Origin of the sequence: Streptomyces lacrimifluminis, from assembly GCF_014646095.1 — a bacterium.
Taxonomy (GTDB): Bacteria; Actinomycetota; Actinomycetes; order Streptomycetales; family Streptomycetaceae; genus Streptomyces; species Streptomyces lacrimifluminis.
Genome location: NZ_BMMU01000001.1, coordinates 429,218 through 443,590, shown reverse-complemented (window position 1 = coordinate 443,590; position 14,373 = coordinate 429,218). Strand labels below are relative to the sequence as shown.

Here is a 14,373-nt window from a genome sequence, read left to right as displayed (position 1 = left end):
TAAGGTAACGAAGTACTTGGGTGCGCGGTGACCTCGACTCGTGTCCGATGTACGTGAGCCCCCGCGCGTGCCGCGCCCGGGCCAGGGAAGGGAACGGCCGCTGACTGTCCACCACCTCAACCAGCTCCTGCTCGTCTGCTCGCTCGTCCTCCTCATCGCCGTGGCGGCGGTCCGGATCTCCTCGCGCAGCGGGCTCCCCAGCCTGCTCGTCTACCTGGGGATCGGCGTCGCCATGGGCCAGGACGGCATCGGCGACATCCACTTCGACAACGCCGAACTGACCCAGGTCATCGGATACGCGGCCCTGGTCGTGATCCTGGCCGAGGGCGGACTCGGCACGAAATGGAAGGAGATCAAACCCGTCCTCCCGGCCGCCTCCGTGCTGGCGCTGGCGGGGGTCGCGGTCAGCGTCGGGATCACGGCGACGGCCGCGCACTACCTGGTCGGTCTTGAGTGGCGGCAGGCGCTGATCATCGGCGCGGTGGTGTCCTCGACGGACGCGGCGGCGGTCTTCTCCGTCCTGCGGAAAATCCCCCTCCCCGCGCGCGTGACGGGCACCCTGGAGGCCGAGTCGGGCTTCAACGACGCCCCGGTGGTCATCCTGGTCGTCTCGCTGTCCACGGCGGGCCCGGTCGAGCACTGGTACACGCTGCTGGGTGTCATCGTCCTGGAGCTGGCCATCGGCGCGGCCATCGGCATCACGGTCGGCTTCCTCGGCTCCTGGGGCCTGAGGCACGTGGCCCTGCCCGCGTCCGGCCTCTACCCCATCGCCGTGATGGCGATCGCGGTCACCGCGTACGCCGCCGGCGCACTGGCCCACGGCAGCGGCTTCCTCGCGGTCTACCTGGCCGCCATGGTCCTCGGCAACGCCAAGCTGCCCCACTGGCCGGCCACCCGGGGCTTCGCCGACGGCCTCGGCTGGATCGCCCAGATCGGCATGTTCGTCCTGCTCGGCCTGCTGGTGACCCCGCACGAGATGGGCGACGACATCTGGCCCGCCCTCGTCATCGGCCTGGTCCTGACCATGGTGGCGCGCCCGCTGAGCGTGTTCATCAGCCTGGCGCCGTTCCGGGTGCCGTGGCAGGAGCAGACCCTGATGTCCTGGGCCGGGCTGCGCGGCGCCGTGCCCATCATCCTGGCGACGATCCCCATGGTGAGCGGCATCGAGGAGAGCCGCCGCATCTTCAACATCGTCTTCGTGCTGGTCGTCGTCTACACCCTCCTCCAGGGCCCGACACTCCCCTGGCTCGCCCGCACCCTGCACCTCGGGAAGGGCGCGGAGGCCGCCGACCTCGGCATCGAGTCGGCCCCCCTGGAGCGGCTGCGCGGGCATCTGCTGTCCGTCGCGATCCCCGACGGCTCCAGGATGCACGGCGTCGAGGTGGGCGAGCTGAGGCTGCCACCGGGCGCCGCGGTCACCCTCGTCGTCCGCGAGGAGAAGTCGTTCGTTCCGCTGCCGACGACCGTCCTGCGCCGGGGCGACGAACTCCTCGTGGTGACCACCGACCCGGTCCGCGACGCGACGGAACGCCGGCTGCGGGCCGTCGGACAGGGCGGCAAGCTGGCGCAGTGGCTGGGGACGGGCGGGAACGGAGCAGAGGCGTGACGCACCTCGCTTCTTCCTTTCACAGGCCTACGGGCCCACTTCCCTGTACAGTGAAGGCGCACCCTGATCGAACCAACTCTGTCTGAAGCAGAGCTGGCGCGACCGTATGGCGGCCGGGACATCCTCTGCGGGGGCGTCGGCATCTACCGCAGTCCGCGCAAGAGGACAGCTCTCGGCGCCGCCCACGCAAGGGGGCCGCGCTACCAGGCGGCAGAAAGGCACGGCCGTGGCATCCACGGTCACCTACGGACAGCTCCTGCGCACCCCCGGCGCCTGGACGTTCCTGCTCCCCGGTTTCGCCGCGCGACAGCCGTTCGCGATGCTCACCATCTCCATCGTGCTGCTCGTCCAGCACACCAGCGGCTCGTACGGGACCGCCGGCGCCGTGGCCGCCGTCACCGGTGTCTCCATGGCCCTGTGCGCGCCCTACGGGGGCCGCCTCGCCGACCGCCACGGGCAGCGCGCGGTCCTCGTCCCCGGTGTCGTCCTGCACGCCCTGTCCGGCCTCACCCTGACGGCACTGGCGCTGACCGGCGCCCCCCTGTGGACGCTGTTCGTCGCCGCCGTCCTGACCGGTGCCTCCACGCCCCAGGTCGGTCCCATGGTGCGCGCCCGCTGGGCGGCGAAGCTCCAGGACTCGCCCCTGACGCCGACGGCGGCGGCCTTCGAGTCCGTCACCGACGAGCTGACCTTCGTCTTCGGCCCGCTGCTCGCCACCGCCCTGTGCACGGCCGTCGATCCGGCGGCCGGCCTGGTCACCGAGGCCGCACTGACCCTCATCGGGGGCCTGCTGTTCGCCGCGCAGAAGAGCACCCAGCCGCGCGCCCTCACCGACAGCCCGCTCGGCGGGCCGCACGCGCGCGTGGAGCGCGTTTCGGCACTGGGTGTCCCCGGGGTACGCGTCCTGATCGTCGCCTTCCTGGGCATCGGGGCCGTCTTCGGCGGTATGCAGGTCTCGCTCGCCGCGTTCAGCGAGTCCATCGGCAACCCCGGCCTGAACGGCGTCCTGTACGGGGTCTTCGCCGCCGGCAACATGCTCTCCGGCCTGGTCTGCGGAGCCGTCGCCTGGCGCATGGCCCCGCGACGGCGCCTGCTCGCCGGATACGCGGCCCTCGCGGTCACCGCCTCCGGTCTGTGGGCGGCGGAGTCCGTGCTGACGCTGGCCGGGCTCGGCCTCCTGGTCGGCATGTGCATCGCGCCCGCGCTGATCACCGGCTACACCCTGGTCGACGGTCTGGTCCCGGCCGGCGCCCGCACCGAGGCGTTCACCTGGCTGAGCGGCGCGGTCGCCCTCGGCCAGGCGGCGGCCGTCACCGTCGCCGGCCAGCTGGAGGACCGGCTCTGGGACGGCGCCGGATTCCTGGTCCCCCTGGGCGGCACGCTGCTGGCCCTCGTGACCCTCGTGACCCTGCGTTCACGGCTGGCCCCGGAGGCGAAGATCCACCCGGCGGGCCGGACTCTCGCACGTGGCGTCGGTCACCGCGTGCCGGTGACAGTGGACTGATCCTCGGGAATACGTCACACTGGACCGTCGTTAGCACTCATCGAGTGAGAGTGCCAGGAGGAAGACAAGTGCCGACCTACCAGTACCAGTGCACCGAGTGCGCTGAGGGCCTCGAAGCGGTGCAGAAGTTCACCGATGACGCCCTGACCGAGTGCCCCAGCTGCGGTGGCCGCCTGAAGAAGGTGTTCTCCGCCGTCGGCATCGTCTTCAAGGGCTCCGGCTTCTACCGCAACGACAGCCGCGGCTCCTCGTCGAGCAGCGCGCCCGCCGCGTCGAAGCCGTCCACGTCTTCGACGTCGTCCTCCTCGGACTCGTCGTCGAGCTCCTCGTCGTCCGGCTCGTCCTCGTCGTCCAGCACCTCGTCGGGCTCCAGCAGCTCGTCGAGCACCAGCTCGGCCGCGTAGACACCACCTCTTGGCCCACGGGACCCTGTCGTCGTACGGCGACGGGGTCTTCGGTGTTCTCGCTCGCGCACAAGGGCTTTCCGCGCCCGGCTAGTGTGCGTGCATGGTGAACCAGGTGAATCCCGCGGGTGCCGAGATCGGCGTGATCGGTGGCTCCGGCTTCTACTCCTTCCTCGACGACGTGACCGAGGTCCAGGTCGACACGCCGTACGGATCTCCCAGTGACTCCCTGTTCCTCGGGGAGGTCGCCGGCCGTCGGGTCGCCTTCCTGCCCCGGCACGGACGCGGCCACCATCTTCCGCCGCACCGCATCAACTACCGCGCCAACCTGTGGGCGTTGCGCTCGGTCGGCGTGCGCCAGGTACTGGCCCCGTGCGCGGTGGGCGGGCTGCGGCCGGAGTACGGCCCGGGCACACTGCTGGTGCCGGACCAGCTGGTCGACCGTACGAAGTCCCGGGTGGGGACGTTCTTCGACGGCCTGCCGCTGCCCGACGGCGCGGTCCCCAACGTGGTGCACGTGTCCCTCGCCGATCCCTACTGCCCGGTCGGCCGCGAGGTCGCCCTGGCGGCGGCTCGCGGGCGCGACTGGGAGCCGGTGGACGGCGGCACGCTGACCGTGATCGAGGGGCCGCGGTTCTCCACCCGCGCCGAATCCCTCTGGTACCGGGCGCAGGGCTGGTCGGTGGTGGGCATGACGGGCCATCCCGAGGCGGCACTCGCCCGTGAACTGGAGCTCTGCTACACGTCGCTGGCCCTCGTCACCGACCTCGACGCGGGCGCGGAGACCGGCGAGGGCGTCTCGCACGAGGAGGTGCTCCAGGTGTTCGCGGCGAACGTGGACCGGATGCGGGGCGTCCTGTTCGACGCGGTGGCCGCGCTGCCGCCGGGCGGGACACGGGACTGCCTGTGCACGAAGGCGCTGGGCGGGATGGATCCGGGGTTCGAGCTGCCCTGACGGGGGTCGGGGGTACGGGGTCGGCGCGCGCGAGGTACGGGGTCGGCGGGGCGGAACTTCCCGTTCGGGTGAGCGAGTTGTCCACAACCGGCGAGTAGTCCACAGGTCTCGGCACGGCTCGCCGAGAAGCCTCATCGTGAGAGCGCAAGCAGCTCCCTCGTCACAGGTGGTGGCCTCCGTGTCCGTGTCCTCCGTACGTCCCGTTTCCCCCGAACGTCCCGTGTCCTCCGCACATCCCGTACGTTCCGTGCGTTCCGTCCCTCTCGTGCCCGCGCCCTGCGAGGTGCCGCACTTCGCCCCCGTGCGGGTGCGCGGCGGGCGGTACCAGCTGCGGCGCCTGGTACGGCACCGGAGGCGGGCGCTGGCCGTCGGCCTCGCCGTCACGGCGGCGGCGATCGTCGCGGCGGGGCCACCGCCCGATGTCGGACGGGTGCGGGGTCACCCCGTGGCGGATCCCGTCCGGGAGCGGCCGGCGGTGGAGATGGTGACGGCGCCGGTACGGATCGCGGACGCGGACACGGTCCGGCTGCTGCGGGCCGGTGACCGGGTCGACGTCATCGCGGCCGAGGAGTCTCCGACGGGCACCGACGCCCGGGTGGTCGCGAGCCGGGCACGGGTGACGCAGGTGCCGCGGGTCCCGACGTCCCAGGACGGCATGGCCGAGGGCGGGGCCCTGGTCGTGCTCTCGGTGCCGCACGCCACGGCGTCCCGGCTGGCCGGCGCGGGTGCGACGGCGAGGCTGGCGGTGACCCTGTGGTGAGCCGTAGCGTGGTCGCCTCGAACCGGCAGGCGTCAAGTCCCTCGTTGGAGTTGTCCGATTGGACATGCCTGCCGGGCGTTGACGTAGGTTGCGGAACGGTTTGTTCCACCATCTGCGTGCATGAGGAGAGGCCCCGCGGTGAGCGAGAAGAAGCAACCGAGCGTCCTGGAGGGCTTCAAGGCCTTCCTGACGCGCGGAAACGTCGTCGATCTGGCGGTCGCGGTAGTCATCGGTACCGCTTTCACCAACGTCGTCAACTCGGTGGTGAAGGGCATCATCAACCCCATGGTGGGGGCGTTCGGGACCAAGAACCTGGACAACTACAGCTCCTGTCTCAAGGGACCCTGCACCGGCACCGGCGACACCGCGACCGGCGTCCGGATCATGTGGGGTTCGGTCCTGGGCTCGACGCTCACCTTCCTGATCACCGCGGCCGTCGTCTACTTCCTGATGGTCCTGCCCATGTCGAAGTACCTGGCCCGGGTGGCCGCACGGCAGAAGGCGAAGGAGGGCGCGCAGGAGGTCGTCGAGCTGAGCGAGCTGGAGGTGCTCAAGGAGATCCGCGACGCCCTGGTGTCCCAGCGGGGCGCCGGGCACAGCGAGGCCCTGGTGTCCCAGCGGGGCGCCGGGCACAGCGAGGCCCTGGTGGCCCAGCGGGACTCCGAGCACAAGGAGCGGTAGGCGCGCGTTCGGCCTCGTGCGGAGACCGTTCGGCCCGGTTCAGAGGCCGTTCGGTCTGGTCCGGAGGTGTCAGAGGTGGTGGGGCGGCTTCTCGTCGAGGAAGCGCTTCAGGTCGGCCGCGCTGTCGCCGCCGCCTTCGCCCGGGCGCTCGCCCCACCCCCGGTCCGTGTCGTCCGACGACTGCTGGTCCAGCGGGTCGTCGAAGATCAGCGCGGGCTTCGGGGCGCGTGGTTCGGGGGCGGCGGGGCTGCTCATGAAGTCCAGGGTACGGCCCCGGGGAGGCCGCCGTCCTGGTCGTCCAGCGGGATCTGCGGGGTCCGGCCGGCGAGGATGCAGTTCTGCACCGAGAGCGCCCGGCCTCGGGGTTACCGGCACCGAGCGGTTCGGGCTGTGCACGAGGGCCGACCCGGCGGTGCTCGCGGCGGGCCGCGTGTCGGCGTTCGCGGTGGCGGCAGGGGTGACACCGACCGCCCGGACGGTGACCGGGGAGCACCGGGCAAAAGACACGGGAGCGGCGAGCCGGGCAGGAGAAGCACGGCAGCGGGCCCTGGACAACACTGGGGGTCATGACAGTTGACGCTCTGACAGATGTCGCCGGCCTGCGCGTGGGACACGCGACCCGTATCGGCGGCGGGTGGCTCACCGGGACGACGGTCGTGCTCGCGCCGGAGGGCGGGGCCGTGGCGGCCGTGGACGTGCGGGGCGGCGGGCCCGGCACCAAGGAGACCGACGCACTGGATCCGCGCAACGTGGTGCGGAGCGTCGAGGCGGTGGTGCTGACGGGCGGCAGCGCGTACGGGCTGGACTCGGCGTCGGGGGTGATGGCCTGGCTGGAGGAGCGGGGCCGCGGGGTGCGGGTCGGGCCCGGTCCCGGGCACGTCGTGCCGGTGGTGCCCGCCGCCTGCGTCTTCGACCTGGGCCGGGGTGGCGACTTCCGGGCGCGGCCGGACGCGGCCACCGGCCGGGCGGCCGTCGAGGCAGCCGCCGCGAGTGAACTCGGCGCGCCCGTCCCGGAGGGGTGCGTAGGCGCCGGTACGGGGGCCGTGGTCGGGCATCTCAAGGGCGGGGTCGGCACCGCGAGCACCGTGCTCGCGTCCGGGATCACCGTGGCGGCGCTGGTGGTGGCCAACGCGGCGGGGTTCCCGGTGGATCCGGAAACGGGGGTGCTCTACGGGGAGTTGTTCGAGGGTCGGCGGGTCGTGTATCCGGCCGCCGGTGTGCACGAGGTGGCGCGGCAGCGGCTGGCCGAGGTCGCCGCGCAGACTCCCCTGCCGCCGCTGAACACCACCCTCGCGGTGGTCGCGACCGACGCGGCGCTGTCGAAGGCGCAGGCGCAGAAGGTGGCCGGCACGGCGCACGACGGCATCGCTCGTGCCGTACGACCGGTGCATCTGCTCACCGACGGGGACACGGTGTTCACGTTGGCGACAGGGGCGCGTCCGCCGGCCGAGGACAACCCCCTCGCGCTGAACGAGATCCTCGCGGCGGGTGCGGACCTGGTGACCCGGGCGATCGTCCGGGCGGTGCGGGCGGCGGAGCCGGTGACGGGGCCGGGCGGGGCATGGCCGTCGTACGGGGAGTTGTACGGGGAAAGGCCCGGGGAACGGTAACTCCGGGCGTTTTCTTCTCGGTTGAGGTGCGATTGTCGCGGTTCTGTCACGTGATGGGCGTGAACATGATCGGTGGGAACCCGGGCCGGGGGTGTTCCCCTCTTTCCTCACGCAGTGGAGCGGATCACCCACATCACACAAAACTGGAGCAGCCCGTGACAACGCCGAACACAACAGCTCGGCGCGCACTGGGGGCATGTGCCGTCCTGATGGTCGGCGCCCTGTCCCTCACCGCGTGCGGTGGCAACAACAGCGGAGGCGACGACGGCAAGGGGGGCAAGAGCGGTAACGGCAAGGGCGGCAGCGGTTCCGTCGCGACGTCGGCCGTGCGGATCGCGATCTCCGCGAAGGACGGGTCGGCGGGCGCGTCGATCAACACCACGGGCGTGAAGGTGAGCGGCGGCACGCTGACCGACGTGAAGATGACCGTCGCCGGGACGGGAGCGGCCGTGGCGGGGGCGATATCCGCGGACGGGCTGAGCTGGCGGCCGGGGCAGCAGTTGGAGCGTGGGACGCGGTACCGAATAGCGGCGACCGCGAAGGATGCCGATGGGCGGGCCGGGGCCGCCGACTCGACCTTCACCACGGTCACCAAGGCGAACAGCTTCATCGGGTCGTACACGCCGGACAACGGGACGACGGTCGGGGTGGGGATGCCGGTCTCGTTCACCTTCGACAAGGCCATCACCGACCAGGCGGCCGTGCGGAAGCACATCACGGTCACGTCGAGCAGCGGGCAGCAGGTGGTGGGGCACTGGTTCGGGGCACAGCGGCTCGACTTCCGGCCCGAGGAGTACTGGAAGGCCGGCTCCAAGGTCACCATGAAGATCGACCTGGACGGGGTCGAGGGTGCCAACGGCGCGGTCGGGGTACAGAAGAAGACCGTGAGCTTCACGATCGGGCGCTCGCAGGTGTCCACGGTCGACGCCGGCACGCAGACCATGACGGTCGTACGGGACGGGCAGACCCTCAAGAACATCCCGATCTCGGCCGGCAGCCCGGAGTTCACCACGTACAACGGGCAGATGGTGATCTCCGAGAAGCTGCGGGAGACGCGGATGGACAGCCGTACGGTCGATCTGGCCAACGCGTACGACATCAAGGACGTACCGAACGCGATGCGGTTGACCACCTCGGGGACCTTCATCCACGGCAACTACTGGTACAAGAAGGGCAATCCGCCCTTCGGGCGCGCGGGCACCAGTCACGGCTGTGTGGGGTTGCAGGACGTACAGGGGGCACAGGGGGACACACCCGCCAGGTGGTTCTTCGACAACTCGATGATCGGGGACGTCGTCGTCGTCAAGAACTCCGCCGACAAGCAGGTCGCGCCGGACAACGGTCTCAACGGCTGGAACCTGCCGTGGAGCGAGTGGACGGCCGGGAGCGACGCCTGAAGTACCGTCCCACCAGGGCGTGTTGACGGATCATTGCCGGTTTTCGGGGCCGTGCGGGAACTTTCCGTGCGGCCCTGGCGTCTTCCTGGCATACGTTTTCTCGGTTCGCGGACATGATGTCCGACCGAGGGGCTACGGTATGCACCCACAAGGTGACATGCAGCAACGCCGGGAGAAGCCTTGAGCGTTCCGTACGAGACGGCAGCGTACGAACAACCCGAGTCGCCCGAGTCTCCGGAGGAGCACCTCGAGCGACTCCTGGGTCGTGCGCTGAACTCCTTCGAACTGCCCGACGACGCGATACGTCGGCTCGACTGCGCGCTGGCGCACGACAGTTCGCTGCACTCCGCGCACCACAGCGCGGGGCTGCACCGCGAGACGTACCGCCACACCTGGCTGCTCGCCGACGGTTCGGCGCTCACCCTCTGGGAGCTGGTGCACAACACGGCGCCCGGGGCGGGTCCGCAGGCCGAGGTGTACGTCGACGAGGAGGAGCTGCGCGCCGCGACGGCCCGGCTACCGCTGCCGGCGGACGCCCCGGACTTCGAGCTGCCGGTGACGGTGCAGCTCACCGCGGTCGTCCAGCCGCGGCACAGGTACGTTCCGGACGACAACTCGGCGGATCACGCGCGCCGGTTACTGAGGCGGGCGGAGAACACGGACCGGCCGGGGACGGAGACCGCCGACCTGCTGCGTACGGCGTTCGCGCACCGGATCACCCAGGCGTTCGGACGCCCGTGCCGCGCGGGCCGGGCCGGTATCGGCTTCTCGCTCTACGAGCACGCCTTCCTGCTGCCCGGTGGTGAGGAGATCTCCCTCTGGGAGATCGAGCACACGGCCACGCCCGACGGCCGGCACATGTGTGAGGTGTATCCGACGGAGGACCGCGCGCGGGACGCGATGGAGCGCCGGGCGGCGCGGACGTAGAGCGAACGTAGGCGGACGTAGGCCGTAGAGCGGACGTTAGAAGTGCGGGAGGCCGCCGCGGCACTTGGCCGCGGCGGCCTCCCGGCTGTCCGGCTGTCCGGTTGTCCGGCTGTCCGGCTGTCCGGCTGTCCGGCTGTCCGGCTGTCCGGCTGTCCGGCTGTCCGGGGAAATCTCAGCCGGTTCGGTCCGGTCCGGCGTTACGCCGCCACCGGCTCCTTCTTCTCGGCCGTCCGCGCGGCGCCCTCCGGTGACTCGGCGGCCGTGGCCCCCGGTGTCGGCTTGCGCATGCTCTTGAGGAGGATCACCAGTGCCGTCGTGACGCAGGTACCGGCCGCGATGGCGATCAGGTAGAGGAACGGGCTGCCGATCAGCGGGACCACGAAGATGCCGCCGTGCGGGGCGCGCAGCGTGGCGCCGAAGGTCATCGACAGCGCCCCGGTGACCGCACCGCCCGCCATCGAGGCCGGGATGACGCGCAGCGGGTCCGCCGCCGCGAACGGGATCGCACCCTCGGAGATGAACGAGGCGCCCAGCACCCAGGCGGCCTTGCCGTTCTCCTGCTCGGCCGGGGTGAAGAGCTTCCGGCGGACGACGGTGGCCAGCGCCATGCCCAGCGGCGGGACCATGCCCGCGGCCATCACCGCGGCCATGACCTTCATCGCGGCGTCGCTCGGGTCCTGGACGGCGATACCGGCGGTGGCGAAGGCGTACGCGACCTTGTTGACGGGGCCGCCGAGGTCGAAGCACATCATCAGGCCGAGCAGGATGCCGAGCAGGACGGCGTTGGTGCCGGAGAGGCCGGAGAGCCAGTCCGTCATGCCCTTCTGGGCCTCGGCGATGGGCTTGCCGACCACGACGAACATCAGGAAGCCGACGATCAGCGAGGAGATCAGCGGGATCACCACGACCGGCATGATGCCGCGCAGCACCGGCGGGATCCTGATCTTCTGGATCGCCAGGACGATGCCACCGGCCAGCAGACCGGCGACCAGACCGCCGAGGAAGCCGGCCGCGATGTTCGAGGCGATCATGCCGCCGACGAAGCCGGGGACGAGACCGGGCCGGTCCGCCATGCCGTAGGCGATGTAACCGGCCAGGACCGGGATGAGGAAGCCGAAGGCCACCCCACCGATCTGGAACAGCAGCGCGCCCCAGCTGTCGACCTGGGTCCAGGAGAAGTGCTCCATGACCGAGGGTGCCTTGTTGATCTCCCAGCCGCCGATCGCGAAGCCGAGAGCGAGCAGCAGACCGCCCGCGGCGACGAACGGGACCATGTAACTCACGCCGGTCATCAGCCACTTGCGCAGCTTGGTGCCGTAGTTGTCACCGGACTCGCCGGCCCGCTCGACGGGCGTGCCGCCACCCGGGGCTCCGGCGGTGACCTCGCCGCGCTCGGCCTTGGCCCGTACGTCGGCGATGAGCTGGGCGGGCTTGTTGATGCCCGCCTTGACGCCGACGTCGACGGTCGGCTTCCCGGCGAAGCGTTCCTTCTCCCGTACGGGAACGTCGTGGGCGAAGATCACGCCGTCCGCGTCGGCGATGACCGCCGGGTCGAGCCGGGTGAACCCGGCCGAGCCCTGGGGCTCGACGACGAGCTCGACGCCCGCCTCACGGCCCGCGTTCTCCAGCGACTCGGCCGCCATGTACGTGTGTGCGATACCGGTGGGACAGGAGGTGACGGCGACGATACGGAACGGTCGCCCGCCCCCGTCGCCGGCCGCACCCGCGTCCGTACCCGTGTTCGCACCCGCGTCCGTACCCGGCGGGTTCGTGCCCGCGGCGGTTTCGGCGGAGGCCGCCGCCGAAACCGCCGCGGAGTCGTCGGCGCCCGTGGCCGGCGCCTCGTCGCCGCGGATCAGCGCGGCGGCGCTCGCCGCGTCGCCCACCGCCCGCAGCGCCGCTGTGAACTCGTCGTTCATCAGCTGCCGGGCCAGTGACGAGAGGATCGTCAGATGGGCGTCGTCGGCGCCGGCCGGCGCCGCGATCAGGAAGATCAGGTCGGCTGGTCCGTCCGGCGCGCCGAAGTCGATCCCGGCGGCGCTGCGCCCGAAGGCAAGCGTCGGCTCGGTCACGTGTTCGCTTCGGCAGTGCGGGATGCCGATACCGCCGTCAAGGCCGGTCGGCATCTGCGCCTCGCGGGCGGCAACGTCGGCGAGGAAACCGTCGAGGTCGGTCACCCGCCCCTTCGCCACCATGCGCTCGGCGAGGGCGCGGGCAGCCGCGTCCTTGGTCTGGGCGGACAGGTCGAGATCGACCAGGTCCGCGGTGATCATCTCGCTCATCGCGGGCTCCTTCGCGCGTGTATCGCCCGGGGCGTGGGGTGGGCGGGGGTGGGGCAGTGGGGGTTCAGGGGGAGGGGGGTGGCTGCGGCGGGGCCGGGGGAACCCCGCCGCGTCAGGGCCGGTTCAGGAGGGACGCGCAGGTGGGAGCTCATGACACCGGCTCCCTCAGCACGCGGTCCACAAGCACCTCGCTCGTCAGCGTCACGGCGCACAGGGCGTGGCAGCCGGGTCCCGGCACCACACCGTCGGCCAACCGGACGACCGCGGCCCGCTCGACAACAGAGAGCCGGATCAGCGAGGACGCACAGGGTGAAGCTCATGACACCGGCTCCCTCAGTACGCGGTCCACGGGAATCTCGCTCGTCACCGTCACGGCCGACAGGTCGAGGTCGGCCGGGGTCGGCATCACGCTGCCGGGCAGCTGGACGGCGGCGGCGCCGTGTGCGACGGCGGAGGCGAGGGCCTCGGGTCCGCTCCCGCCCGCGATCAGGAAGCCGGCGAGCGAGGAGTCACCGGCGCCCACATTGCTGCGTACGGTGTCGACGCGCGCGCTGCCGAACCAGGTGCCGGAGCCGTTGACGAGCAGTTGCCCGTCGGCGCCGAGGCTGGCGAGGACGGCGCCCGCGCCGAGTTCGCGCAGTTCCTCGGCGGCCTTGACCGCGTCGCCGATGGTGGCGAGGGGGCGACCGACGGCTTCGGCGAGCTCCTCCGCGTTCGGCTTGACGACGTCGGGCCGCTCACGCAGGGCCGCCAGCAGGGCGGGTCCCGAGGTGTCGAGGGCGATCCGGGCGCCCTCGGCGTGCGTACGGGCGACGATGTCGGCGTACCAGGACGGGCCGAGCCCCCGGGGCAGGCTGCCGCAGCAGGCGATCCAGTCGGCCGCGGCCGACTGCCGGCGCACGGTCTCCAAAAGCAACTCCTGCTCGGCGGCGGAGAGTTGGGGCCCGGGCGCGTTGATTTTCGTCAGGACGCCGTCGGATTCGGCGAGGGCGATGTTGGAGCGGGTGCCCCCGGAGATCGGCACCGGCGCGACCTCGATGCCCTGGGCGTCGAGCAGGTCGGCGACGAGCGCCCCGGGAGCGCCGCCCAGCGGCAGCACGGCCACGGTGCGCCGTCCGGCGGCGGCGACGGCCCGCGAGACGTTGACGCCCTTGCCGCCCGGGTCCATGCGTTCGCCGGTGGCCCGGATGACCTCGCCGCGGTCGAGCGACGGGACCTCGTACGTCCGGTCGAGGGACGGGTTGGGGGTGACGGTGAGGATCATGCGCACTCGTTTCTAGACACAGAGCACTTCCGTGCCGCCGCCGCGTTCCAGGTCGGTGGCGGCCTCGGGGCTCAGCCCGCTGTCGGTGATCAGCAGGTCCACGTCACCCAGGTCGCCGAAGCGGGCGAAGTGCTCCTGGCCATGCTTCGTCGAGTCGGCGAGGAGCACCACTCGGCGGGCGGCCTCCACGGCGGCCCGCTTCACGGCGGCCTCGGCGAGGTCGGGCGTGGTCAGCCCGTGCTCGGCGGAGAACCCGTTGGCGGCCACGAACAGGACGTCGGCGCGGATCTCGCCGTACGCCCGCAGCGCCCAGCCGTCCACGGCGGCGCGCGTGCGGTGCCGGACGCGCCCGCCGACGAGGTGCAGCTGGATGCCGGGGTGGTCGGCGAGGCGGGCCGCGATCGGGAGGCTGTGCGTGACGACCGTGAGCTTCGCCTCCAGCGGGACGGCGGCGGCGAGGCGCGCGACCGTCGAGCCGGCGTCGAGGATCAGGGTGCCCTCGGTGGGCAGCTCGGCGAGGGCGGCCTTGGCGATGCGGTCCTTCTCGTCGGCGTAGGTCGACTCGCGCTCGGTGAGGTCCTGCTCGAAGTCGAGGCGACCGGCCGGTATGGCCCCGCCGTGCACACGCCGCAGGAGGCCCGCGCGGTCCAGAGCCTTCAGGTCGCGCCGGATGGTCTCCGCGGTGACCTGGAACTGCTCGGCGAGGGACAGCACGTCCACCCGCCCGCCGTCACGGGCGAGCCGGAGGATCTCCTGCTGCCGCTCCGGTGCGTACATGTCCGTTTACCTCCGACCCATGCCCGAGTTTGTGGATTCATTCGGAGGCTACGCCCGGATTTCCGGAAAGTAAACAGGTTCGGGCGCGATGTGGACACCATCAGGCTTCTCCCTCCTCCAGGAAAAAGGCCCGGCACCTGAGGTGCCGGGCCCTGCTCCACCGCCTTGCTCCGCCGTACTAGCTCGCTCCGCCGTACTACTTCGCT

General features: G+C 71.6%; 13 protein-coding genes. 9 read left to right on the top strand and 4 right to left on the bottom strand.

Annotation, left to right across the window (positions count from 1 at the left end):
- Window positions 1-40 precede the first annotated feature (40 nt).
- The 6 genes from IEY89_RS02095 (at window position 41) to IEY89_RS02070 (ending at window position 5,910) form a co-directional block, all read left to right on the top strand.
- Complete coding sequence (locus IEY89_RS02095) at window positions 41-1,606, top strand: potassium/proton antiporter (RefSeq protein WP_229695006.1); 1,566 nt, start codon at window positions 41-43, stop codon at window positions 1,604-1,606.
- A gap of 226 nt (window positions 1,607-1,832) precedes the next feature.
- Window positions 1,833-3,110 carry an MFS transporter gene (locus IEY89_RS02090; protein ID WP_189145457.1) on the top strand — a complete coding sequence of 426 codons (1,278 nt, stop codon included), beginning with the start codon at window positions 1,833-1,835 and terminating at the stop codon, window positions 3,108-3,110.
- 68 nt (window positions 3,111-3,178) lie between these two features.
- Entirely contained in the window at window positions 3,179-3,514 is a 336-nt protein-coding gene (locus IEY89_RS02085; RefSeq protein ID WP_189145456.1) for an FmdB family zinc ribbon protein, read from the top strand.
- 103 nt (window positions 3,515-3,617) lie between these two features.
- Complete coding sequence (locus IEY89_RS02080) at window positions 3,618-4,469, top strand: S-methyl-5'-thioadenosine phosphorylase (RefSeq protein ID WP_189145455.1); 852 nt, start codon at window positions 3,618-3,620, stop codon at window positions 4,467-4,469.
- Window positions 4,470-4,716: 247 nt separating this feature from the next.
- Window positions 4,717-5,229 (top strand): hypothetical protein, encoded by a 513-nt coding sequence (locus IEY89_RS02075; RefSeq protein WP_308437412.1) that lies wholly within the window; start codon window positions 4,717-4,719, stop codon window positions 5,227-5,229.
- A gap of 138 nt (window positions 5,230-5,367) precedes the next feature.
- Window positions 5,368-5,910, top strand: a complete 543-nt coding sequence (locus IEY89_RS02070; RefSeq protein WP_189145454.1) for a large conductance mechanosensitive channel protein MscL — start codon at window positions 5,368-5,370, stop codon at window positions 5,908-5,910.
- Window positions 5,911-5,979: 69 nt separating this feature from the next.
- Here IEY89_RS02070 and IEY89_RS02065 read toward each other — a convergent pair whose 3' ends face one another.
- Window positions 5,980-6,165 (bottom strand): hypothetical protein, encoded by a 186-nt coding sequence (locus IEY89_RS02065; RefSeq protein ID WP_189145453.1) that lies wholly within the window; start codon window positions 6,163-6,165, stop codon window positions 5,980-5,982.
- Window positions 6,166-6,476: 311 nt separating this feature from the next.
- Here IEY89_RS02065 and IEY89_RS02060 point away from each other — a divergent pair, with 311 nt between their 5' ends.
- The 3 genes from IEY89_RS02060 (at window position 6,477) to IEY89_RS02050 (ending at window position 9,844) form a co-directional block, all read left to right on the top strand.
- On the top strand, window positions 6,477-7,520 hold the full coding sequence (locus IEY89_RS02060) for a P1 family peptidase (protein WP_189145452.1): 1,044 nt from the start codon (window positions 6,477-6,479) through the stop codon (window positions 7,518-7,520).
- A gap of 155 nt (window positions 7,521-7,675) precedes the next feature.
- On the top strand, window positions 7,676-8,917 hold the full coding sequence (locus tag IEY89_RS02055; protein WP_229695005.1) for a L,D-transpeptidase: 1,242 nt from the start codon (window positions 7,676-7,678) through the stop codon (window positions 8,915-8,917).
- A 180-nt stretch (window positions 8,918-9,097) separates the two neighbouring features.
- Complete coding sequence (locus IEY89_RS02050; protein ID WP_189145451.1) at window positions 9,098-9,844, top strand: DUF6227 family protein; 747 nt, start codon at window positions 9,098-9,100, stop codon at window positions 9,842-9,844.
- A gap of 197 nt (window positions 9,845-10,041) precedes the next feature.
- On the opposite strand, the gene IEY89_RS02045 is transcribed toward IEY89_RS02050, so the two are convergent.
- From IEY89_RS02045 to IEY89_RS02035, 3 genes are all read right to left on the bottom strand, one after another.
- Window positions 10,042-12,126 (bottom strand): PTS fructose transporter subunit IIABC, encoded by a 2,085-nt coding sequence (locus IEY89_RS02045; RefSeq protein WP_189145450.1) that lies wholly within the window; start codon window positions 12,124-12,126, stop codon window positions 10,042-10,044.
- A gap of 316 nt (window positions 12,127-12,442) precedes the next feature.
- Window positions 12,443-13,390 carry a 1-phosphofructokinase gene (gene pfkB / locus IEY89_RS02040; protein ID WP_189145449.1) on the bottom strand — a complete coding sequence of 316 codons (948 nt, stop codon included), beginning with the start codon at window positions 13,388-13,390 and terminating at the stop codon, window positions 12,443-12,445.
- Between the two features lie 12 nt (window positions 13,391-13,402).
- The gene (locus tag IEY89_RS02035) at window positions 13,403-14,167 is read right to left on the bottom strand and encodes a DeoR/GlpR family DNA-binding transcription regulator (protein ID WP_189145448.1); all 765 of its coding nucleotides are present in this window, start codon (window positions 14,165-14,167) and stop codon (window positions 13,403-13,405) included.
- Window positions 14,168-14,373: the final 206 nt, after the last annotated feature.

Coding starts and splice junctions, on each gene's coding strand:
- IEY89_RS02080 (WP_189145455.1), top strand. CDS start 3,618: ATGGTGAACCAGGTGAATCCCGCGGGTGCCGAGATCGGCGTGATCGGT.
- IEY89_RS02065 (WP_189145453.1), bottom strand. CDS start 6,165: ATGAGCAGCCCCGCCGCCCCCGAACCACGCGCCCCGAAGCCCGCGCTG.
- IEY89_RS02060 (WP_189145452.1), top strand. CDS start 6,477: ATGACAGTTGACGCTCTGACAGATGTCGCCGGCCTGCGCGTGGGACAC.
- IEY89_RS02045 (WP_189145450.1), bottom strand. CDS start 12,126: ATGAGCGAGATGATCACCGCGGACCTGGTCGATCTCGACCTGTCCGCC.
- pfkB (WP_189145449.1), bottom strand. CDS start 13,390: ATGATCCTCACCGTCACCCCCAACCCGTCCCTCGACCGGACGTACGAG.
- IEY89_RS02035 (WP_189145448.1), bottom strand. CDS start 14,167: ATGTACGCACCGGAGCGGCAGCAGGAGATCCTCCGGCTCGCCCGTGAC.